We start from the raw sequence: 21,936 nt of genomic DNA on the forward strand, positions 1-21,936 counted from the left end.
ACCTCAGAGCGCGCGCAACAACAGGCCACCCGCCAGCAAGATCACCACTGTACCCGCCAGCAACTCGACCGCTGCGGCAATCTGCGCGGCGCGCGGCGAGTCTACAACTCCTGCCAGCAGCCCGCCGCGCAGTGTGCCCGCGCCCAAGCCAACCGCCACAGTGATCGCCGCCGTACCCAGTGCCATCGCAAAAGCGCCGCCGATGCCCAGCCCGCCAATACCCATCTGCCACGTGATGATCAGCACAAAGAGCGCGCCGGTGCAGGGTCGCACGGCAATGCCCGCAATCAGAGCCAGCACCTCGCGCGGGGTGCTGGCTTGCTCAACCTGTTGCAGGGTCGGGCCGTGGGCGTGGCCGCAGCTTGCACAGGTCTCGCCGTTGCCCTGATAAGAATGATCAGCGATCTTGGCTGGCCGCATGTGCCGCAAGCCGCGCCAGACCAGCCAGCCGCCCACCAGCACAATCGCCGCGTAACTGACCGGTGCCATGATGTCCTCAGTCACGCCGATCAGTGTTTCGCGCCCCAGATCGAACAACAGCACCCCGCTATAGACCAGCAGCACTGCGGTCACCGCCTGCCCCAGCGATGCCGCCAGCGCAATGGCCGCCAGTTTTGCGTGGCTCACACCGCGCGCCAGCCCATAGCCGCCAATCAGCACCTTGCCATGCCCCGGCCCTGCCGCATGGGCCAGCCCGTAAGCGAAACAGGCCATCAACAGGGTGAGCACGGCGCCCGCTTCGCCTGCCCGTGCGCCGCGCAAGGCGGCGGCGATGCCATTCTGGAACTGGCGTTGCTGGCCTGCCGCCCAAAAGGCCAGACGGTCAAAGCCACCGCTCCACCACCAAGTGGCGAGCCCGATCAGCACCGCCAGTGCGCCCAGCGTCAGGAGGCGGCGCATGTGACACTCACGCGGCTGGCCATCCGTGCGCCGATATTGGGTAGGCCGGCATCCTCGGGGTCGGATTGCGCATCAAGGGCGGCGAGCTCTTGTTGCATCTGGGCGAGGCCGTCGGTCATTTCGGGAGCCTTGAGGCGGATTTCACATGACTTGTCTCCGGCAACAGTCACCGGGCGGGTGACTTCGTAGGCCGTATAATATGTGGGGTCATAGGCTTTGATCGTCACCGTCTCGCCTGCCCGAACCGGGGTGGTGAGCGCGCGCAGATGCGAAGTGGTGATCCGCCCGTCGGCAAAGCTGGCAGTCACTTCTTGCGGCGCTGAGAGGGCAACGGGCGCATCGCCGAGCGTCAGCTCCAAATCGCCCTCGAACCCCTCGACCCACTGCATGTCAAAACCGGTGAGCTGGTCGATCTCGGCCTCGGTCATTGTGCCGTCGCCATCCTGATCCAGCTTTATATCTTCGGTGATCAGCAGTGAGTAGAAGTCATCATACTGCCAGACAACCCGCACATGGGTCACTTGTCCGCTGTCATCGACAACCAGTTCAAAACCGGTATCGACAAAGATATGCGGATGCGCGCCAAGCGGGGCGGCGGTAAGGGCGGTGATTAGGGTCAGGGCGGCTGAATATCTCATGTAAACTGCATAGCCTGCGTGGCATCCACGGGCAATTGTCTACACGCGGGATGGGCACGGCTTAGCCTAAAAGGAGCGCGGCCCAGAATGGCAAGACAACGATCGACAGGATCGTTTGCCACGTCAACACATCGGTATAGAGGCCGGCATCCCCGCCCATTTGCCGCGCGAGGATATAGCCGTTGGCAGCAGCAGGTGCGGCAAAAACCAGCACGCCCGCCAAGGTCTGCACCGCGTCCAGCCCGATCACAGCGGCAAATCCGGCAAAGACAGCCGGTGCCAGAACGGGGCGCAAGATCAATGCTGTGGCGACTTTCCAATCCCACCGTGCAAGGCGGCGCAGGCTGATCCCCGCGCCCACCGCCATCAACCCCAACGCCAGCGCCCCGCGCCCGATCATATCCAGCGTTTCGGCCACCGGCACGGGCAGCGTGACACCAGCAAAATAAAGCGTGAGCGCAACGGCGCAGGCTTGGACCAGCGGGTTTCTCACCACCACCCAGACCACCCCAACCGGCCCGATGCGCGTCGGGCCGAAGGCGGACAATACGATGATGCAACTGACGTTGATCAGCGGAATCAGCAGCGCAATCGCAACCGCCATCACCGCGAGCCCTGATGCGCCGGTAAACTGCTCTGCCGCGGCCAGCGCGATAAAGGCGTTCCACCGTGTGCCGGTCTGAAACAGGGTGGTGAAGCCAGGGTTGCCCAAACGGGCGACGGGCAGCAAGCGCAGGCTGAACGCCAGCGTAGCAATCACCGCCCATGTGCCCAACAGCGCAAGCCCGACACCGCCAAACTGCCCTGAACTGAGGTCGGTTTTCAGGATGGTCTGGATCAGAACCGCAGGGATCAGCACCCGAAAGCTGAGCGTTTCGATGCCTTTCCAGTCTGCCGGAGGGATCATCCGCGTTTTCGATAGCAGGTATCCAAGCCCGATCAGAAAGACGAGCGGCAAGACGGAAAGCGCAAGAGACATGGGAAAAGCCGGATAGGGAAATATCGCGGCAGACCTGACAGCCTGCGGCGGATCAGTCCAGCCGTATCTGCACCTCGGCACCCCGCCCCATCGCATCAATGACCGAGATGCGCGAAAATCCGGCGTCGCTGATCGGCAGCGTGGTGCTGCGGCTCCGCAATCCGGTCAGCACAGGCGCGCCGTTGATCAGAACTGTGAGCGGCAATATCCCTTCGCGCAGCTTCAAGGGAATGGTATCGCCGCTCCGGCGCAGCACCGCGCCATCGGGCGGGAAGCTGACCACGGGCGCGTCCGGCGCGGCGGCAAAAACAGCATTGCGCGGTCGGAATCTTTGCAGCGGCAGCGGCAGCTCTGCGGTGCTGAGGATCAGGGTCTCGGGTGGAGGCGGAGCAAAGGGTGTCGGCACCAGTTTCAACCTGCCGAAGGCTTCGAACAAGACCGGTGCAGCAAGATCGCCACCGAATGCACCCGGCACCGGCGTGCCATCAGGCCGCCCCAGCCAAACCCCGATTACGTGTTGCCCGTCAAAGCCGATTGCCCAGGCATCGCGGTGGCCATAGGAGGTGCCGGTTTTATAGGCGATTTGACCATTGCGCGCCGCACTGCCGCGCGGTGGGGTGACGCTGGCGAGGATATGGCCGACGTGCCACGCCGCGCTGCGCGACAGGATACGTTGCGGCGCGCCCATCGAGCCCCCCTGCCGCCACATCAAAGGCTGCGCCATGCCGCCATTGGCCAAACCGGCATAGAGCTGCACCATATCATCCAGTGTCAGCCCGACGCCGCCCAAGGCCACTGCCAAGCCCGGCCTGCCACCGGCGATCTGCGGATGCGCGCCGCCCTTACGCAGGGTCGCCATCAGCCGTGCGGGGCCCAACTCGTCCGTTAGCAGCACGGGCGGGATATTCAGCGACAATTGCAGCGCTTCGCGCACTGTCACCTCGCCGCGAAATATCCCGTCAAAGTTTTTCGGCGCATAGGTTCCGAAGGCAACTGGCGCATCGTTGATCAAGCTATCGGGGTGCACCAACCCCTGTTCAAACGCCAACCCGTAGATAAACGGCTTCAACGTCGATCCCGGAGAGCGCAACGCGCGGGTCATATCGACAAACCCCAACGCGCCCCCGTCGGCAGAATACGCCGCCGATCCAGACGAGGCCCGCACTTCGCCCGTGCGATGGTCCGCCACAACAATTGCCGCCGAAACGCCGCTGGCCTGCCCCGTCACGGCACGGGCCACGAGATCTTCGATCTTGGTTTGCAAGCCGGCATCAAGGGTCAGGTCGTGGCGCGGTGCATGCGGTTGATCGCGACGCATCCGGTCGGCCAGATGGGGGGCCAAGCGCACAAAGGGCTGCATGGTGGTAGGCAAGGGCGTCTGGATTTGGTCGGGGGTGGCGCCAAGACGGGCGAGGACTCGCGCGCGCGCCGTGCGAGCAGCCTCGGCGTGACGGTCGGGGCGCCGTGTCTCGGGGGATTGCGGCAGGGCAACGAGCAGCGCTGCTTCCGCCATGCTTAGCCGTGTTGGCTCCTTGCCGAACCACGCCAGCGACCCTGCCCGCACCCCCTCAACCGCCCCGCCATAGGGCGCATGGGCAAGGTAGAGCGTCAGGATCTGGTCCTTGCTCAGCCGCCGCTCCATCGCCAGGGCCAGCCGCACTTGTCGCAGTTTCCCCTGCCAGCGTCCGGTGCCCGAGTTTTCCAGCAACCGTGCGACTTGCATGGTGAGGGTCGACCCGCCTGAGACGACTTCACCGTTGGTTGCGGCCTGCACAATTGCACGTAAAGCCGCAGGCCAATCAACACCGTTGTGCTGGCGAAAGCGCTTGTCCTCATAGGCAATCAGCATCTGCACAAAGTCCGGATCAACCTGATCCAGCGTCACTGCCAGCCGCACGCGCCCGTCTTCGACCGGAAACACCCGCAGCAACACGCCGAAACGGTCCCGCACTTCCACCGACGTCTCAACCAGCATTGGCGGCAGCGCGGTCTCGGCGACCCATCGATCTACCCCGTCGCGCAGGCCCGCCATCAGCCCCAAAACCACCACCAAAGCAAAGAACCCATAGCGGCGGATCATGGCGTCACCGTCACCTCACCCGTCGCAGTGTTGGCACGGTATTCAGGCCGGTACATGTCCGTGACGGTCGCGGCGGGATGATGATAGCGGCCCGGCGTCACGGCCCGCACGATATAGGCCAACCGCACCGGCGCTGCATCGCGGTGATTGACCGCCGCCACAAAACGGTCGCTGCGGAACTCGGCATTCTCGGCCTCATTGACGCTCAGCCATTCCAAGGCGCCAACCTCGCCGCTGCGCAACAACGAAGGGTTGTCGATTTCGAAACCGGCAGGCAGAGGATCGTCGATGATCAGCCGTGCGCCGAGGTCTTCAAACGGCTGCACCTCCAGCACCACCACCATCCGCTCTCCGGAGGCGAGCGTTTCAGGCGCGGCGCTGCCATCCATCGTGTAGTAGCGGCGGGTGATCGCATAGCCGTAGCCGCCCGCGTCAGGGGCGACGTCCGGTACCCCGAAGGCTGTCATCGTCACGTCAATCGCGGCAGCGCTAGTATTGTTGATCACCACGGGCTGATGCGACCCGCCTTCCAACCGCACAACCAAATTGCCACTTACAGGTTGGCCATCGACCTTGAGCCCTGTCGCTGCGCCGGAAGTGCCAAGCGCATAAGCGGCAAGCACGACCTGTGCGGCTTCCTGCGTGGAAAGCGATGTGGCGCCCGTGCCGACGAAGGCGGCCAGCGTCGCAGTATCCACCGCGTTGCTGCCCGCCTCGGCCCCGAGCTTTAATACCCCTGCCGCATCCCGCAGCGGCGTGCCAAAATCATCGCGCCAACCGGCTTTAACCGTGCGGTCCCGCGTCAACAGCACCGACGCACGGCGGAACATCGCATCAGCGCGCACCGGATCGCCGTAGGCTGCCAGCGCCGCGCCGAGTTGCGCTGCGGCAAGCGGCGTGGCGAAACTGTCTTGCTTGGTATCAGCGTAGTAGCGCAGATCGCCCATGCTCGCCGCGCCTTCGCGGGCCAAAACCAACAGCGCATAGGCAAGGTCTTCCCCGCCCGCGTCAAAGTCGGGCGCGTAGTTTACGCGGTTGCGCATGTTGTCCATCGCCAGTCGGAACGCAAGGTCGGGCACGGCATGGCCTTCTTTGCGGGCGCGGGACAGGAAATCGGTGACATAGGCATCAAGCCAGAACTCGCCGGACCCCGCCTGCCACATGCCAAACGCGCCGTTGCTCGATTGCCGCGTCAGCACCTGGGCAATGGCTTTGGCGATCTTGTCGTCGATGTCGGCAGGAGCGCCCAATCCGGCGGACTGCGCCACCGAGCTGAGATAGAGCAGCGGCATCGCGCCCGAGGTAACCTGTTCAGTGCAACCATAGGGGTAGCGGTCAAGCTGGCGCAGCAGTCCCGGCACATCGAACCGCGCCAACGGCCCTGCGGTCAGCGTCGCCGATGCTGTGCCTGCGCGCAATCCGACGAACACTTCGCTGTCAAAGGTAAAGACCTCTCCCGCGCCCAGCGCAAACTGTCGCGTCACCGCGATTTCGGGATCATTGTCGCGCACTGGCAAGGTCAGCACCTTGCGCAGTTCTTTGCCCTCGGGTGTGGTCAGGGTTGCGGCGATCTGTGCATCGCCTACAGTCTGCGCCGTCACGGGGATTTCGAGACGCTGGCTGCCGCCTTCAATGAGCGTAATGCGCGTAGGGACATCGCCCAGCGTCACGGCGGAATCGGCAGAAATTGACAGGGTCATTTCACCCGCCTGCCCCTCCGCATGCACAAGCTCCAGCAACAAACGGCTTTCATCGCCCGGCGCGAGGAAGCGCGGCAGCGACGCGGTGACCACCACCGGATCGCGGGCAATGATCTCGGCCTCGGCGTCGCCGACTCCGCTTGGCGACCACGCCACAGCCATCAGCCTTATCGCGCCGTTGAAGGCAGGGCGCATCACCTCGATCTCGGCACGGCCATCCGCGCCAACTTTCACAGGCCCGCTAAAGAACGCCATCAGCTTTTCTGTGGGAGGGGGGGATTGCAACTGCGCATTGGCAGCCGCGTCGCCGCCGGAGCGGACCGCCCCCATCGCGCCGTTCATCCCGTCGATCAGGCGCCCATACAGATCGCGCATCTCGACCCCCAAACGACGCTGGCCGAAGTAGTGGCCGGTCGGATCGGGAGAGGTAAACGCAGTGAGGTTCAGAATACCGACATCAACAGCCGCAAGGGTGACATAGGCGGTCTCACCGCGTTTCACGCCGTCCACCTGGACCGTAACATGGGTCGCGCCTGCCTGCCCGTCGGTCACCTGTGGCGCGTCGATGCGCACGGACAATTCTTTTTCTGTTGGGCGCACAGCCGCGTGGGCCAACCCAAGGGTGCGGGCAGGGTTCTGCCCTGTCCCCACATCCATCCCCTGCAAGACCGAGGCGGTGACATAGGCCCCCGTCCCCCACGCTTCGGTGACGGTCAGCGGAATGAGGTTCTCGCCTGCACTGACAGCCACGACCTTGCGGTCAATCACCGCGTTTGAGAGGACCGAGACCAGTGCTACTCCATCGCCCTCGGCGACCACTCGCAACTGCACGGTATCCCCCAAATCGTAGGCCGCCGCGTCAAGCGACATTTCCAAGCGGTCAGGCGTGTCGACCGCTCCGTTGCCGCCAGACCAACCCGACGAAAACAGCACGGAAGATGCCGCATAGGGGGTGCCGGCACGCTCCACAACCAACTCGTATTCGCCCCAGTTTGTCGGGGTGCTGACCTGCACCGGCACGGCTCCCAGCACGGCGTCGCCTGTGGCGATCCGCGTGCGGCGGGTGGTCGGCTCCCATTCCCAATTGCCATAGAGTTGATACCACTGATAGCGGGTCTCGATCCGGTTTACAGTCCAGCGCACAGGCATCGGCACGGCAACGCCCTGCGGCCCGACGGCGATCAATTCAAAGCTTGCTTCGGCGCCTTCGGGCAGTTCGTCTTGAAACGCAGGCTTGATCCCGATCAACGCGGCATCCGTCGCCAGAGGTGTGACCAAGCGCCGCTCGACCGGACGACCCGAACCTTCGGAGACCCGCAAGATCACCTGCGCTTCCAACGGCACACCTGCGTCCTCCTCAAGCTCAGGCAAGGTGAGCGGCATCGTCGCGCGGCCTTGCGCGTCCGTTACTACGCTGTCCAGGGCGCTGGTCTTGGTGCCAAAACCCGCATCATGACGGCCAAACAGATACCCATCGAAACCCTCAAGGCTGCGGGTGGCGCGCAGACGCAGATCGCCCTCCACCGTCAGATCCGTGCCCAGCGCGCCAAAGAGATAGCGGACATCTACCGTTAAAGGCGGCGTATCGATTATGCGTAGTGGCGCGTCGGGTAAGGTGATGTCGAAATCAATGCGCTCGGGCATGAAGTCTTCCACCAGTACCGTCTGGCTCGCCAAGGCGGGGCCATCAACGTTTGACAGAATATCGAGCCGCCATGCGCCACGCGGCACATCGCCCCCCAAGGGCAGTGCAAAAACATGCCCCCCTGCCACGGCATTGGCGCTGGGCTGACGGCTGTACTCCACGCCATCGGGCCGCTTCAGAATAGCGGTCAGCGGCAGGTCGGTCAGGGCGCGGGCTTGCGCATCGCGGGTGAGTGCGGTGGCATAGATTGTCTCGCCGACGCGGTACGCACCGCGATCGGTTATCAGGAAGGTATCAATCGGCGGGGCGGGCGGATTGCCCTCGACGCCGCGATCCGAGAGATCGAAGGCCGGATCCGTGAGCGGCAGAAACGCGATATCAACCGCCCCCTCAGATGCGCTGCCTTCAGCGAGGATTAAAGCAGGTGCCGCCGCCCCCTCGCCGCGCGTCAGGCCAGCCTCAAAACTGGTAAAACCATCCGCGCCAGTTACCGCTGCGCCCAAGACTGCATTGGCCCGCGAGATCAGCGTCAGCTTAACCCCTTCGCGGGCGCTGGCATCCGCCAGACTGCGCACCGCAATCTGCAATCCATCGGTGCCTGACCACGTAGACAAGCCCAGATTAGAAAGCACAAACCACTGCGATGCAGCCGGAAACTCGTACCGGTCCTGCCCCGGCACTGCGGCGGTCAGTACATAAACCCCTGCGGTTTGTCCCGCCAGCACATCGCCCAGCGGCAGGCGGGTCGTCATTTCGGCGTTCAGGGTGTTTTGCACATCGCCGCTGCCTGACCAAATCTGTTGCGCCAGCGTGTCGGAGAACTGGTCTTCCTCCCATGCATTCAACGGCTTGCCAAAATAGCTGTCGCGGATGGCGCGCACCAGATTGCGGTCGCTGACACGGCTAAGGGTCAGGTTGAGGGTGTCGGTATTTATCGTCTCCACCGGCACAGCAGCATCAGCAGCGCGGGGCAGCACATAGGCCCGCCCCGAGAACCGCACCGAAGGCGCGCGATCACGGACGTAAACCTGCAATCGCACATCCTTCGCCAGCGTTTCGCCGCTCGCCGCAGGTAGGCCCGCCCGCAATGTCAGATCATAGCGCTGGCCATGCTCGACCCCGTCCAGGCACAACTGTCGGTCATCGACCTGCACAACCAAGCCACGCCCCTCGACGCGCACGAACGGCTCGAAATCCACCCCGCCCTGCGCCAGCTTCTCCGAAAACTCGGCGCAGATGCGCGGCGCGGCGGCATTGTTATCGACCGTGTTATCGACCACGCGGAACCCGTATTTGCCGATTGCCTCGTCCAACTGCGCCGCTAAATCTTCGCGCGCGCCGAGCGTCAGCGCCAGCCGCAGTGCAGGGATCATCGCGGTGCCGCGCCCGTTGGCCTCCAATGCTTGGGCCAGCACCGAAAGCGCCTCAACCTGCACCGCCACTTCGGTCGCGCGCAAATAGCCGTTCACCGCGCCCGTCAACGCATCGCGCAGATCGGCGGTGCTGTCGTCATATTCATTCTGCGCGGCCTGCATCAAGGATGCAGCCCCAAAGCGCGTCCATAGATCGGCACGGCCCGACAACACCGCCGCGCGACCCGCCAGACGCTGGATCTGACCCGCTTGATCGGTCTGCTGGCTTTGCTGCAAGGCGTCGAGCAACTCCTCAAGGGTCGCGCCATCGGCGGCAAACTCCCATGCCATCGCCTCCGCCCGCGAACGGGCCTCAGGTAGATCTGTGGCGTCAAGAAATCCGAGTGCGGATTGACGGCCCGCCACACCGGCCAATATCGCCGGATTAACGGGTAGTTTTCGGGCTGATATGGCCCCGACATAGGATTGGCCGTCAGTAACTGCCGCTTTAGGAAAGCAGGCGTTCGAGCGGGTATTGAAGGTGAAAGCGGTGCAGCCTTGCTGCGCGCTGCAAGCCCGTTCACAGGCATCGCGGCTGGTGTCGAAAAGCTTGCCGAGATCGGCGCCGTAAAAATCGACGTCGCGCTCATAGAGATAGCGGTGCGCGGGGACAGCGTCCTGCGCTAGGGTCGGTCGGCCAAGACTAAAAACTAATAAAAATGCGGCGCAAAAAATTCGGGAAAAGGACATAGCATTCTCCGATGAAATACCGCTGTACCGTTGCACGGAGCCGGAAATCCAGCAAGTGCCCCGCCAGCCTTAAGCAGTTATTTACACCCCCGCCGCACAATCGCGCTAGCCCGATTTTGACGACAGAGTGTTCTATGACCCTAGCCCATAAACTTAGCGAGGAACGGCGTGACCGCTTGGCCGCTGAACGCCTGCTCGAGGTGAAGCAGGCAGAGCTTGCGGACGCCAATCGTAAGCTGGGGCAACATGCCAAACAGCTTTCCGAGGAGATCATCGAAACGCGGGCGCAGTATGAAACCATGCGCGGCGAAAATCAGCGTTTCAAACTGGACCTGACGGAGGCCAACCACAAAATCGCGCTGGCAGAGCGGCGGATATGGCAGTCGATCGAGATTATTACAGACGGGTTCGCGCTGTTTAACGCGAAGAATGAAATGCTGCTTGCCAACCCGTCCTACATCGCGATTTTCGAGGACCTCGAAATCATCAAACCGGGGGTGCGATATGAGCTGGTCCTTGAAGCGCTTACCGACGAAGGCATTATCAATACCGGCGCTCTGACCGCTGCTGAGTGGCGTGAAATGATGGGCGAACGCCTGATTCTGCGCAATCCGGCGCCTGTGGTCATCCAGCTGTGGAATGGCAATTATATCAAGCTGGTCGACCAGCGCGGACCGGGCGGGGATATGGTATCGCTCGGGCTCGATATCACCGCGACAGTGCAACACGAAGAACAGCTAAGACAGGCCCGCGCCGTGGCAGAAAACGCAAACAGGGCCAAGTCGTCGTTTCTGGCTAACATGAGCCACGAGATCAGAACGCCGATGAATGGTGTGGTCGGCATGGCAGAGGTTTTGCGCGATACGGACCTCTCCGAAGAGCAGCGCCTTTACGTGGATACCATCCGCAAATCCGGTGACGCGTTGTTGGTGATCATCAATGACGTGCTCGATTATTCCAAGGTCGAAGCGAAGGTCGGCAAACTGCAGCTTGAGCCTTTTGATCTGGAACAGGTGATTCAGGATATCATGCTGCTGCTACATGGTACCGCCGCGCAAAAGGGTCTGACGCTGGCGCTGGATTATGATCTCTTCCTCCCAACGTGGCTCATTGGCGATCCAGGGCGAATCCGCCAGGTGCTCACCAACCTGATTGGCAATGCGATCAAATTTACCAAGGCCGGGCATGTGCTGATCCGCGTCACGGGCACACCAGACCAAGCGGCGGGCCAGGTCGCATTGCACGTCAGCATCGAAGATACCGGTGTCGGCATACCGGAAAACTTAGCGGGCCATATATTCGGCGAATTCAACCAGATCGAGGATGAAAGCAACAGCCACTTTGCCGGAACGGGCTTGGGGCTTGCGATCTCGCAGCGGTTGGTCGACATGATGGGCGGCGAGATCAGGGTCACCTCGGAGGTCGGGGTCAGTTCGTGTTTCAGCTTTCGGCTGCGACTTGAAATCGCGACCCCGATGGAGGCGCAAAGCTATAGCCTGCCCGCTCCATCGAGCCACATAATGATCGTGGATCACGTCGCCATCAGTCGGGCGATCATGGGTCGGCAAATGTGTCAGCTTGGTCTGACCGTGACCGCCTGCGCCACGGTGGGCGAGGCTTTGGCAAAGCTCACCGAGGATGTTGACCTGATCCTGGTCGAGTATGACTTGCCCGGGATCGATGGCTTGGCGCTTTGTACCGCGGTGCGGCAGGCGGGAAACCGGGTCCCGATTCTGGTCCTGTGCCAGTCGCCGGAAAAGGCTCGCGACCATCCCGATTGCAAACATGTGCAAGGTGTCGCGCGTAAACTTTTGCCACGCCACAAGCTTGTTGCGGCGATAAGAGACGCAATGAACACGCGCGCCAGCGGTTCAAAAACCGTCACCAGCCAGCCTTGCGAAATAAAGCTGCTCCCGATGCTTTCGGCGCCATTTGTCTCGACGCAGCAAGCCGCAACGATGCCTCTGCCGTTGCGCCGGCTGCGCGTTCTTGCGGCCGAGGACAATAGAACAAATCAGCTTGTACTGACCAAGATGATCAAGGAACTCGACGTTGATCTGACCTTTGCCTCAAACGGCGAGGAGGCGATTAAACTCTTTGCGCAAATCCAGCCGGACATCATATTTATGGATATTTCGATGCCAAGGATCGATGGCAAGGAGGCCACGCGCGCGATCCGTGCGCTGGAGGCGAGCAACGGCAGCCATGTGCCCATCGTCGCACTGACAGCGCAGGCGATTGATGGCGATGAGGCAGGCATCCTTGCCGCCGGACTGGATCATTACATGACCAAACCGCTGCGCAAGGCACATATTATCCAGCGGATTGAGGCCGCGCAGCGTCCGTTTCATTGCCCGCTCTGGCGTCCGGCTCCGGCTCACCCAACGGGATAGGGGCGCACAAATACCGGCTTTTGTGGGGTCGAGGCCTCTGGTTGATAAGCATATCCGCCAATGTCAAACTCGCGGATCGCTGCGGGGTCGGTCAAACGGTTCTGGATGATAAACCGCGCCATCGCGCCGCGGGCTTTCTTGGCGAAAAAGCTGACTATTTTGGGGCCACGGGCATCGCCCTTATCCTCCATAAATTGCGGTGTAATTACTTGCAGCTTCAGCGCCTTGGGAGCCACCGCGCCGAAGTATTCCTGACTGGCACAGTTGACCAACACCCCGGCCCCAACGGCCGCCGCCTGGGTGTTCAGCGCTTGTGCGGGCACATCACGCCAATAGTCATAAAGGTTTGCGCCGCGCCGTGTTTTGAGCTTGCTGCCCATCTCCAACCGGTAGGGCTGTAGCGCATCCAAGGGGCGCAGAAGTCCATAAAGGCCAGATAGAATTCGCAGATGTTCCTGCGCCCAGTTCAGTTCATCCTCATCAAGGCTCGCGGCCTCAAGCCCCATATAGGTATCGCCCGCAAAAGCCAGTGCAGCGGGGCGCGTGATCTCGGCGTCAGGGGCATCCTGAAAGGCTTGGAACCTGTCCCGGTTCAACCGCGCCAGATCATCCGATAGCCCCATCAATGATTTCAGATCACCCAAAGTCAGGTTGCGGGCAGTCCGAGCCAACCGGATCGCATCCTCCTGAAAAACAGGTTCGGTTGTTGCGACAGATCGCTCCTGCCAGTCCAGCCGCTTGGCTGGCGAAATCACCACTAACATGCCCGTACCCCTTTTAACCGCTAACCCCGACTTAGCCCCCGTCCCGCAGAACGTCCAGAAAGGCCGCGCCGAAACGTTCCGAACGCGGCTCACCCAACAAGCGGGTCAACGCGGTTACGTCGGCGTTACGCATCTGCGCAACCTTGGCCAACAAGGACGCAGAGCAGCTGAGCGGTTTGTCGGTCCCTGCCTCGCCGCGCGCCAGATCGGCCTGTACTGCCAGCAACTGGTCATAGACATCGCCCGCACCGCGCCCTGCCAGCTTGCGCCGAGACGGATGCATGGTCGCTGCCGCCCCGTTGATCACCTCAAGGAACGCCGCGCCATAAGTTTCGAGCTTTTTCGCGCCGACGCCACCGATGCGGGCCATCTCGTCCAGATTGGCGGGGCGCGTTTCCGCCATCTCGATCAAGGTGCGATCGTTGAAGATAATGTAGGCGGGCACACGGGCGTTTTCGGCCAGCCCGCGACGCTTGGCCTTGAGGGCTGACAGCAGCGGCGCGTCTTCTTCGTTGACCATTTCCTTGACCGCAGGACGGCGCACCCCGCCCGCCGCAGTGATAGAATCGCGGCGCAGGTTGATGGTGGCCTCGTCACGCAGGATCGGGCGGGCCGCATCGGTCATCCGCAACGCGCCGTGGCGCTCGGGGTCCGGGCGGATCAGATCATGGCCCATCATCTGCCGGAAAATCGCCTGCCACTGGTTGCGGGTATACTCCTTGCCAACGCCAAAGGTCGGCAGATCTGTATGGTTGCGGGCGCGGACCTTATCGGTCTCGACCCCTAAAAGGATATCGGTCAGGTGGCCCGCGCCAAACCATTCCTCAGTGCGCAGGATCGCCGACAGCGCCTTGCGCACGGCAGTGGTGCCGTCAAACACATCCGCAGGCGTGTCACAAAGATCACAATTTCCGCAGGTGATTTCGGTCTCGTCGAAGTAGCCCAGCAGGTTCGTGCGGCGACATTCCAGCGCCTCGGCCAAGCCCAACAAAGCGTTCAGCCGTGCGTGATCGGCGCTGCGCCGTTCGGGTGGGGCGAGGCCTTCGTCGATCTGCGAGCGGCGCAGACGGATGTCGTCAGCCCCGAAGAGCGTCAGGGTCTCGGCGGGGGCACCATCGCGCCCCGCGCGGCCGATCTCCTGATAGTAGGCCTCGATGGATTTGGGCAGGTCAGCATGGGCGACCCAGCGGATATCGGGCTTGTCGATGCCCATGCCAAAAGCGACCGTCGCCACAACGATCAGCCCGTCTTCGCGCTGGAACCGCGCCTCGGCGATGCGTCGGTCGTCGGCCTCCATGCCGCCGTGATAGTGCAGCGCGCTATGGCCCGCTTCGCGCAGGGCACGTGCCAGCCCTTCGGTCTTGGCGCGGGTGCCGCAATAGACGATGCCGGACTGGCCCTTTCGGCTAGCAGCGAAGGTCAAAATCTGGTCGCGCGGCTTGTTCTTGGCAGAAAAGGCGAGGTGAATATTGGGCCGGTCAAAGCCCTGCAGAAAGCTGCGCGGCGGGGTGCCATCAAACAGCTTTTGCATGATTTCGTCGCGTGTTTCGGCGTCTGCCGTGGCGGTGAAAGCAGCAAGAGGCACGCCCAAGGTGCGGCGCAATTCACCAATGCGCAGGTAATCGGGGCGGAAATCATGCCCCCACTGGCTGACGCAATGCGCCTCGTCTACCGCGATCATCGTGATGTTAGCCCGCTTCAGCATGCCTATCGCCGAGCCTGCGGCGAGCCGTTCGGGGGCCATATACAACAACTTCAGCGTGCCCGCTTCCAGCGCCTCCCAAACCGCGTCGGTTTCCTCAGGCGTGTTGCCCGAGGTCAGTGCCCCCGCGACAACGCCCGCTTCTTGCAAGGCGCGGACTTGGTCACGCATTAGCGCGATCAGCGGCGAGATCACCACCGTTACCCCCTCCCGCATCAGGGCTGGCAACTGGAAACACAGGGATTTACCGCCGCCTGTCGGCATGATCGCCAGCACGTTCTCACCGGCGGTCACCGCCTCGACAATCTCCTGCTGGCCAAGGCGGAAATCGTCAAAGCCGAATACATCTTTTAGCAGCGTGGCAGCGCCTGTCATCGGGATCCTGTGGGATTATCTGCTCTTTGATGCAGACTCCCATACTAACAAATGGTGAACAAGCCCCAGAACGCGGCATCGCGCCGCTGATCAGAGCAAACTTGCCGAAGCCGCGCCCGTGACGCGATTAGTACATCATCGGCATGTTGTTGATCAGCAGGATGCGCAGCACGGCGACCGAAATCAGGACGATCAGCGGCGCCAAATCAAGCCCGCCCATCGGCGGGATCACCGAACGGACGCGCGAATAGACCGGTTCCAGCAGACGGTTCAGCCCGTCCCAGATTTGCGCGACCAGCGGTTGGCGCAAATTGAGCACCTGAAAGTTGATCAGCCACGACATGATCACATGCGCGATCACGATGAACCACACGATGTTCAGCAAAAGCATGAGGATTTGGAACAACGAGGTCATAATGGGGGCCCTTTCACAGCACTGTGCGTCAGTTAATCGCCATGGGCCAATTCTGCAAGAGTGCCGCAAGGTCCCGCTTGACGCAGCGTGCAGGCGGGTCTTCACAGGCACGAAAAGGAGACGCCAATGTTCCCGTTTATTCGCATGGCCAAAGACGTGTTTTTGGCCAGCCGCCAGCCCCCGCTTGCAACGATGACCGAGACCCATGTCAGCCAGCATATTTGCTGGCCGCACGATCTGGATATGTGGCTGGAGTTGAACAACGGGCGGGCGCTGTCGCTTTATGATTTGGGGCGCACGGCAATGGCCCAACGGGTCGGGTTGATCGCGGTTTTGCGTTACGAAGGCTGGGGCATGACGATGGCAGGCACTTCCACACGGTTTCGCCGCCGCATCCGCGGGTTCGAGCGATTTGAGATGCGCAGCCGTGCCCTGTGTTGGGACGACAAGTTCGTCTATATGGAACAGTCGATGTGGAAGAAAAACGGCGAATGCGCCAGCCATGTGATGTACCGCGCTGCGATCACCGATAAGAACGGCATCGTCGCACCGGACCGTGTGCTCGCCGCGATGGGGCAGGAAATAGCATCGCCCGAAATGCCTGCTTGGGTCAGAGCATGGTGCGATGCGGATGCCACACGGCCTTGGCCGCCGATGGCCGAACCCTTTTCCCACCCGTTCGCTGCCAAAGCTTAACTTGCACGACTGTTGCGGTGCTGCTCTACATTGAGCAAGCAAACAGGGGCATATCGGCAATGGCAATCACACCACGCAAACGGATCTGGGGCTGGTACTTCTTTGACTGGGCCAGCCAGCCGTTCAACACGCTGTTGCTGACCTTCATCTTTGGCCCCTATTTCGCCCAGACCGCCACTGCAGCACTGGTCGAAAGCGGCATGGACCTGAGTGCGGCCAAAGCGCAGGCGCAAGCCTATTGGGGCTATGGCTTGACCGCCACGGGCGTGCTGATTGCGATCCTTGCACCGATGCTTGGTGCGGTGGCCGACAGCTCGGGCCGCCGGATGCCGTGGATCTGGCTGTTCTCGGTACTCTATGTCGTCGGCTCCGCTGGCCTGTGGTGGACCGCGCCTGCCGATTTCTCGGTGCTTTGGGCGCTGTTCTTTTTCGGGATCGGCCTGATCGGGATGGAGTTCGCGACGATTTTCACCAATTCCTACCTGCCCGAGCTTGACCCCGATCCGGCAGAGCGCGGGCGGCTTTCGGGCTCCGGCTGGGCCTTTGGCTATGCCGGTGGCGTGGTGGCACTGGTGGTGATGATCGCGCTGTTTCAGGCGGGGCCCAGCGGCAAAACCATGGCGGGGCTGTCGCCGCTACTGGGTCTGGACAGTGTGACCAAGGCCGATACCCGCATTGTCGGCCCGCTAACGGCGCTTTGGTATGTGGTCTTTATGATCCCGTTTTTCATGTACATCCGCGATACGCCCAATCCCGCAGCAGAGCGCTATCAGATCGGCAATGGGTTGGCTGATCTGGGACGCACCCTGCGCCATCTGCCACGGCATCCGTCGCTGATGGCCTACCTCGGCTCGTCGATGTTCTACCGCGATGCGCTGAACGGCATGTACACTTTCGGCGGCATCTATGCGCTGGGGGTGCTGAACTGGTCGATTATCGATATCGGCATCTTTGGTATTCTCGCGGCAGTGTCTGGTGCTGTGTTCTGCTGGATCGGCGGGCGGGTTGACCGACGGGTCGGGCCGATGCCGGTCATCGTGACCTGCTGCATCATCCTGATCTTCACGTCCGGTTTGATCATTTCCCTGACGCCGACCTCGGTACTGGGCATCGACTTAGGCGAAAATTCGCCATTGCCGGATATCCTGTTCTATGTCGCAGGCGCGCTGATTGGTGCAGCCGGTGGTGCCCTTCAGGCGTCATCACGCAACATGTTGACAAGACAGGGCGACCCCGCCCGCATGACAGAAGCCTTCGGGCTCTATGCTCTCTCCGGTAAGGCGACCTCGTTTCTGGCCCCAGCACTAATTGCGGTTGCAAGCGATGTGAGCGGCAGCCAGAGATGGGGCATCACCCCCGTCGTGGGACTTTTCATCATTGGTCTGGTGCTGTTAGCATGGGTCAAACCTCAGGGAGAATTTGCGGAATGATCATCAAAAGATGGCTCGTCAGCGCTGCCTTGGCCCTTACCTTGGCGGCATGCGGCGGCGAAGCGACCGAAACCGATATCAGCGGTGAGAAGGTGGTTTTGCCGACCATCGGATCGTCAGGCGGGGCGCTTTCCGGTGCCGTTGCCAAGCAGTTGTTCGGTGCCAAATCAGGCCCGTCATCGCAAAGTGCCGCCGCCTATGGCAGCTATGCCAAGGGCTGCCTTGCCGGCGCGCAACAGCTCCCCGAAACCGGACCCACATGGCAAGCGATGCGTCTGTCGCGCAACCGCAACTGGGCCCATCCTGAAACCGTCGATATGGTCACCCGCCTGTCCGCCTTTGCCGCGACGCAGCCCGGTTGGTCGGGCCTTTATGTCGGCGACATGAGCCAGGCCCGTGGCGGTCCGATGCTCAGCGGCCACTCGAGCCACCAGATCGGACTGGATGCGGACATCTGGATGTTGCCACCTAAATCCATGAGCCTCAGCCGTGCCCAGCGCGAGAATATCTCGTCAATCTCGATGCGGCGCGCCAATGGCGCCTATGTCAACGACTCGTGGACCCGCGCGCATCATGAGATCGTCAAAGCCGCTGCGAAAGACCCGCGCACCGAGCGGATTTTTATCTTCCCCGGTGCCAAAGTGCAGATGTGTAACGACGAAAAAGGCGACCGCAGCTATCTGCGTAAAATCCGGCCTTGGTACGGGCATCACTATCACTTCCACGTCCGTCTCGCCTGCTCTGCCGGTGCGCGCGGCTGTGTAAACCAAGCCCCACCGCCTGCGGGCGATGGCTGCGAGGATGCACGCCAGTGGCAGGCCAACATCCTGAACCCGCCAAAAGCCAAGCCCAAGGACCCTGATGCGCCCGATCCCAAGCCCAAGCGCGATCTGATCTTGGCCGACCTGCCCGCACAGTGCCAAGCCGTCCTTAACAATTGATCTTACGACTGTTTGCTCTGCTCGCCTTTGTCACCCCTCTGGTGGCAAAGGCCGAGCCTATGCTCCTGCCATCCTCTTCGGTTGTCTGGGATCTGCCTGCGCCGTGGTTCGGCGGATTTTCCGGCGCTGAAGTCAGCGAAGACGGCGAAACGCTCACTGTGGTGACCGACAAGGGCAATCTGGTCGTTGCAAAGATGATACGCCGCGCGGGTAAACTCTCGGCGCTGCAAGTGCTGCGAAAGACGGCAATCCTGACGCCGAAAGGTGCACCGCTCAAGCGCGGTGACAGCGATGCAGAAGGGTTGGCCTTAGGCGCGGGCGGCACCGGATACATTTCCTTCGAGCATAATCACCGCGTGATGCAGTTCAACGTAGCATCCGCACGTCTGAGCGCCCTGCCGCAGCACCCCGACTTTGCGGTATTGCCTCTCAACGGTGGGTTAGAAGCGCTGGCGCTGCACCCGGATGGCACGCTCTACACCCTGCCTGAACAGCTCGCAGACGCGAAGGAAGTGCCGATTTATGCCTTCCGCGACAAGGCGTGGCGCCGCGCTGGCAGCTTGCCACGCAGGGGTCCTTTTCTGCCTGTAGGGGCTGACTTTGACCGCGACGGCCGGCTCTATCTGCTGGAGCGCAGCTTTGGCCCGTTAGGGTTTCGAAGTCGTATCCGGCGGTTTGACCTGACCGCGCCGCAGTTGGGCGAGACCACCTTGATGACAAGCTGGCCCAGCCAGTATGACAATCTTGAGGCGCTCTCGGTCTGGTACGATGCTGCTGGGCGCACCCGCCTGACGCTGATTTCGGACGACAACTTTTTGTTCATCCAGCAGACACAGATCGTGGAATTTACCGTCAAGGAATAACTTGCAGGCCCCCCGCCAAATGCATAAACGCCGAAGTGTCCGAACTCCTGGACCAAGTCACCGCTCCCTTGCATAAAACGGTTTAAAACATGACACGCACAATCTTCATCGGCATCATTGCTATGGCGGCTATCGTCATCGCGTCCAATATTCTGGTCCAATATCTGTTCGGACAGTGGCTCACGTGGGGCGCATTCACCTACCCGCTGGCGTTTCTGGTCACTGACGTCTTGAACCGTCTGCATGGTGCCGCCGTGGCGCGGCGGGTTGTGGTTATCGGATTTGTGGTTGGGCTGATCTGTTCGGTCATCGGCACCCAGATTATTGGGGAGTACGGCCCGATTGTAACCCTGCGCGTCGCCATCGGCTCGGCCTTGGCTTTCTTGATCGCGCAACTGTCTGATGTCAGCGTCTTTGCCGCCAACCGTTCCAGCCAGTGGTGGCGCGCCCCGCTGATCAGTACGCTGATCGGCAGCACCCTTGATACGGCGCTGTTCTTCTCGATCGCCTTTTCCGGCGCGTTGAGCTTTATCCACCCCGCCACCGATGTCTCATGGGCCGCCGAGGCGCTGCCGCTTTTAGGGGTCGGTCCTGCCGTGCCACTGTGGGTGTCGCTTGCGGTCGCGGATTGGGCGGTCAAGCTTTCGCTGGCGCTGATTGCCCTGGTCCCGTTTCGGATGCTGACACGGACCCGGCCGCAGGTCCGTTGAGCCCCTTGCGGCAGCAGCGACACAGCCCCCGTGATTTGTTGAAAAAATCGCTTTGCGAAATGAAAAACCTGTGCAAACCTCAGGGTGAGTTCAACAAATGTAAAGGAGGTGATCCAGTGTCAAGAACGGTATTGGAGCGGGGTGTCGGAACAGCTTGGGGGGTCTCCTGCTAGAGCAGCCTCTGGCGGTTGAAACCAACCTGAGTGGGTCACCGATCTAACCGATCCCACCTCCTTAAACCCTTCGATTGGGCCGTTCCTTCACAGGAGCGGCCCTTTTCGTATCCGGATCGGAACTGCATTCGGCAACTCTGGCACATCATCGCCCCTTCACCTCGCCTGCGGGCAATGCGATGATGGTGCCATGTTGCGCATCAATGACACCATCGCCCTGCAGGACTGGGAACTCACCGAAAGCTTTTCGCGGTCTTCGGGTCCGGGCGGGCAGAATGTGAATAAAGTTTCAACGGCTGTCGAGTTGCGGTTCGAAGCCGAGACTTCGCCGTCGCTGGCGCCACCTGTGAAGACGCGACTAAAGCGGCTGGCGGGGCGGCGCTGGACCAACGAGGGCGCGTTGATCATTCAATGTGAAGAAACCCGCTCGCAGGCACGCAACCGCGATATTGCCCGTGAGCGGCTGGTTGAGTTGATCCGGTCCGCGCTTACGCCGCCAAAGCGGCGGATTGCGACGCGCCCCACATTGGGGTCAAAGAAGCGTCGGCTGAAGGCAAAGAAGGTGCGCGGCGAGGTCAAGTCGATGCGGGGTCGGGTTGATCCGCCGGAGTGACGGGTCGCGATTAAAGGAGCGAGGGGCCAGCCCCTCACACTCTCCGGAGTTTAACCGACCAAATGAAGATGGATTAGGGCGTTTTGCGCAGGATGTAGATGTCCATGATCCAGCCGTGTTGGGCGCGGGCCTTCGCGCGCAGAGCGATGATTTCTTTGCCAATTTCCACGAGCGGGCCTTCGCAAGTGATTTGCTCGGCCATGCCGACATAGGCACCCCACCAGATGTGAACGCCATCGGCGGCCACCGTCTCAAAGGCGCCGCCGCTGTCGAGCATCACCACCAATGTCTCCACACCCTCAGGCCAGCCGTTCTCGCGCAACTGGCGCCCTGTCGTGACAAGGAACGGGCCGCCGATGGTGTTGACGGGGATCGCATGGGCGGCAGTCAGGGCCTGCATCGAGGTAATGCCGGGAATGACCTCCAGCGTCGGGGCGGGGTCGAGCCGTGCAGCGATGCGCAGGGTGCTGTCATAGAGCGACGGATCGCCCCAGACCAGTAGGGCGACGCGGGTGGCTTCGGGATGCGGGGCCAGCGCTTGTTGCCAGCTTTCGGCGATGGCGTCATGCCAGTCGTCGACGCGTTGGCGGTAGGCGGTAGTGGCCTCATCGCGCACGGGCAGGTCGAATTCCACGATGCGGGTGGTCTTGGCGGTCAGCACGTCTTCACAGATTGCGCGGCGCAGTTCTGCCAGATCGGCTTTGCCCTCGCCCTTGCGCGGAATCAGGATCAGGTCCTGCGCGTTGAGGGCGCGGATCGCTTGCAGGGTCAGGTGTTCGGGGTTGCCGGTGCCGATGCCGATCAAGGTCAGATGCAT

Annotated in this window: 16 protein-coding genes; 7 read left to right on the forward strand and 9 right to left on the reverse strand. The window is 61.9% G+C overall.

Features of this window, described 5'->3' with window-relative positions:
• Window positions 1-3: 3 nt before the first annotated feature.
• The 5 genes from BM174_RS05225 to BM174_RS05245 all read right to left on the reverse strand — a co-directional run bounded on the left by BM174_RS05225 (window position 4) and on the right by BM174_RS05245 (window position 10,044).
• The gene (locus tag BM174_RS05225) at window positions 4-900 is read right to left on the reverse strand and encodes a nickel/cobalt transporter (RefSeq protein WP_093922788.1); all 897 of its coding nucleotides are present in this window, start codon (window positions 898-900) and stop codon (window positions 4-6) included.
• The gene (locus BM174_RS05230; RefSeq protein WP_093922789.1) at window positions 885-1,538 is read right to left on the reverse strand and encodes a DUF1007 family protein; all 654 of its coding nucleotides are present in this window, start codon (window positions 1,536-1,538) and stop codon (window positions 885-887) included. Before BM174_RS05230 ends, BM174_RS05225 begins: the two co-directional genes overlap by 16 nt.
• 61 nt (window positions 1,539-1,599) lie before the next feature.
• Window positions 1,600-2,517 (reverse strand): AEC family transporter, encoded by a 918-nt coding sequence (locus BM174_RS05235; RefSeq protein ID WP_177209417.1) that lies wholly within the window; start codon window positions 2,515-2,517, stop codon window positions 1,600-1,602.
• Between the two features lie 52 nt (window positions 2,518-2,569).
• Window positions 2,570-4,597 (reverse strand): penicillin-binding protein 1C, encoded by a 2,028-nt coding sequence (gene pbpC / locus BM174_RS05240; RefSeq protein WP_093922791.1) that lies wholly within the window; start codon window positions 4,595-4,597, stop codon window positions 2,570-2,572.
• Window positions 4,594-10,044: an alpha-2-macroglobulin family protein gene (locus BM174_RS05245; protein WP_177209418.1), complete on the reverse strand. Its 5,451-nt coding sequence runs from the start codon at window positions 10,042-10,044 to the stop codon at window positions 4,594-4,596. The genes pbpC and BM174_RS05245 overlap by 4 nt, the downstream gene beginning before the upstream one ends.
• Before the next feature lie 134 nt (window positions 10,045-10,178).
• Between BM174_RS05245 and BM174_RS05250 the strand changes: the two genes are divergently transcribed.
• Complete coding sequence (locus BM174_RS05250; protein WP_093922792.1) at window positions 10,179-12,437, forward strand: response regulator; 2,259 nt, start codon at window positions 10,179-10,181, stop codon at window positions 12,435-12,437.
• On the opposite strand, the gene yaaA is transcribed toward BM174_RS05250, so the two are convergent.
• The 3 genes from yaaA to BM174_RS05265 all read right to left on the reverse strand — a co-directional run bounded on the left by yaaA (window position 12,422) and on the right by BM174_RS05265 (window position 15,693).
• Entirely contained in the window at window positions 12,422-13,201 is a 780-nt protein-coding gene (yaaA, locus tag BM174_RS05255) for a peroxide stress protein YaaA (RefSeq protein ID WP_093922793.1), read from the reverse strand. The genes BM174_RS05250 and yaaA overlap by 16 nt on opposite strands.
• A 31-nt stretch (window positions 13,202-13,232) precedes the next feature.
• Entirely contained in the window at window positions 13,233-15,278 is a 2,046-nt protein-coding gene (gene recQ / locus BM174_RS05260) for a DNA helicase RecQ (protein WP_093922794.1), read from the reverse strand.
• 127 nt (window positions 15,279-15,405) lie between these two features.
• Window positions 15,406-15,693, reverse strand: a complete 288-nt coding sequence (locus BM174_RS05265; protein ID WP_093922795.1) for a YggT family protein — start codon at window positions 15,691-15,693, stop codon at window positions 15,406-15,408.
• Window positions 15,694-15,819: 126 nt separating this feature from the next.
• Here BM174_RS05265 and BM174_RS05270 point away from each other — a divergent pair, with 126 nt between their 5' ends.
• From BM174_RS05270 to arfB, 6 genes are all read left to right on the forward strand, one after another.
• Window positions 15,820-16,389, forward strand: coding sequence for an acyl-CoA thioesterase (locus BM174_RS05270; protein WP_093922796.1), 570 nt, complete (start codon window positions 15,820-15,822; stop codon window positions 16,387-16,389).
• Between the two features lie 59 nt (window positions 16,390-16,448).
• Window positions 16,449-17,819: an MFS transporter gene (locus BM174_RS05275; RefSeq protein ID WP_093922797.1), complete on the forward strand. Its 1,371-nt coding sequence runs from the start codon at window positions 16,449-16,451 to the stop codon at window positions 17,817-17,819.
• Complete coding sequence (gene mepA / locus BM174_RS05280) at window positions 17,816-18,760, forward strand: penicillin-insensitive murein endopeptidase (protein WP_093922798.1); 945 nt, start codon at window positions 17,816-17,818, stop codon at window positions 18,758-18,760. Before BM174_RS05275 ends, mepA begins: the two co-directional genes overlap by 4 nt.
• Window positions 18,761-18,819: 59 nt before the next feature.
• Window positions 18,820-19,623: an esterase-like activity of phytase family protein gene (locus BM174_RS05285; RefSeq protein ID WP_093922799.1), complete on the forward strand. Its 804-nt coding sequence runs from the start codon at window positions 18,820-18,822 to the stop codon at window positions 19,621-19,623.
• 89 nt (window positions 19,624-19,712) lie between these two features.
• A complete protein-coding gene (locus BM174_RS05290) occupies window positions 19,713-20,333 on the forward strand; it encodes a queuosine precursor transporter (RefSeq protein ID WP_093922800.1) in 621 nt (206 codons plus the stop codon).
• A gap of 363 nt (window positions 20,334-20,696) precedes the next feature.
• Window positions 20,697-21,119, forward strand: a complete 423-nt coding sequence (gene arfB / locus BM174_RS05295; protein ID WP_093922801.1) for an alternative ribosome rescue aminoacyl-tRNA hydrolase ArfB — start codon at window positions 20,697-20,699, stop codon at window positions 21,117-21,119.
• Between the two features lie 73 nt (window positions 21,120-21,192).
• Here arfB and cobF read toward each other — a convergent pair whose 3' ends face one another.
• Entirely contained in the window at window positions 21,193-21,936 is a 744-nt protein-coding gene (gene cobF, locus BM174_RS05300; protein WP_093922802.1) for a precorrin-6A synthase (deacetylating), read from the reverse strand.

The sequence above is a fragment of the Sulfitobacter brevis genome (genome assembly GCF_900112755.1).
GTDB classification, from domain to species: Bacteria; Pseudomonadota; Alphaproteobacteria; order Rhodobacterales; family Rhodobacteraceae; genus Sulfitobacter; species Sulfitobacter brevis.

Coding starts and splice junctions, on each gene's coding strand:
- BM174_RS05225 (WP_093922788.1), bottom strand. CDS start 900: ATGCGCCGCCTCCTGACGCTGGGCGCACTGGCGGTGCTGATCGGGCTC.
- BM174_RS05230 (WP_093922789.1), bottom strand. CDS start 1,538: ATGAGATATTCAGCCGCCCTGACCCTAATCACCGCCCTTACCGCCGCC.
- BM174_RS05235 (WP_177209417.1), bottom strand. CDS start 2,517: ATGTCTCTTGCGCTTTCCGTCTTGCCGCTCGTCTTTCTGATCGGGCTT.
- pbpC (WP_093922791.1), bottom strand. CDS start 4,597: ATGATCCGCCGCTATGGGTTCTTTGCTTTGGTGGTGGTTTTGGGGCTG.
- BM174_RS05245 (WP_177209418.1), bottom strand. CDS start 10,044: ATGTCCTTTTCCCGAATTTTTTGCGCCGCATTTTTATTAGTTTTTAGT.
- BM174_RS05250 (WP_093922792.1), top strand. CDS start 10,179: ATGACCCTAGCCCATAAACTTAGCGAGGAACGGCGTGACCGCTTGGCC.
- yaaA (WP_093922793.1), bottom strand. CDS start 13,201: ATGTTAGTGGTGATTTCGCCAGCCAAGCGGCTGGACTGGCAGGAGCGA.
- recQ (WP_093922794.1), bottom strand. CDS start 15,278: ATGACAGGCGCTGCCACGCTGCTAAAAGATGTATTCGGCTTTGACGAT.
- BM174_RS05265 (WP_093922795.1), bottom strand. CDS start 15,693: ATGACCTCGTTGTTCCAAATCCTCATGCTTTTGCTGAACATCGTGTGG.
- BM174_RS05270 (WP_093922796.1), top strand. CDS start 15,820: ATGTTCCCGTTTATTCGCATGGCCAAAGACGTGTTTTTGGCCAGCCGC.
- BM174_RS05275 (WP_093922797.1), top strand. CDS start 16,449: ATGGCAATCACACCACGCAAACGGATCTGGGGCTGGTACTTCTTTGAC.
- mepA (WP_093922798.1), top strand. CDS start 17,816: ATGATCATCAAAAGATGGCTCGTCAGCGCTGCCTTGGCCCTTACCTTG.
- BM174_RS05285 (WP_093922799.1), top strand. CDS start 18,820: ATGCTCCTGCCATCCTCTTCGGTTGTCTGGGATCTGCCTGCGCCGTGG.
- BM174_RS05290 (WP_093922800.1), top strand. CDS start 19,713: ATGACACGCACAATCTTCATCGGCATCATTGCTATGGCGGCTATCGTC.
- arfB (WP_093922801.1), top strand. CDS start 20,697: ATGTTGCGCATCAATGACACCATCGCCCTGCAGGACTGGGAACTCACC.
- cobF (WP_093922802.1), bottom strand. CDS start 21,936: ATGCATCTGACCTTGATCGGCATCGGCACCGGCAACCCCGAACACCTG.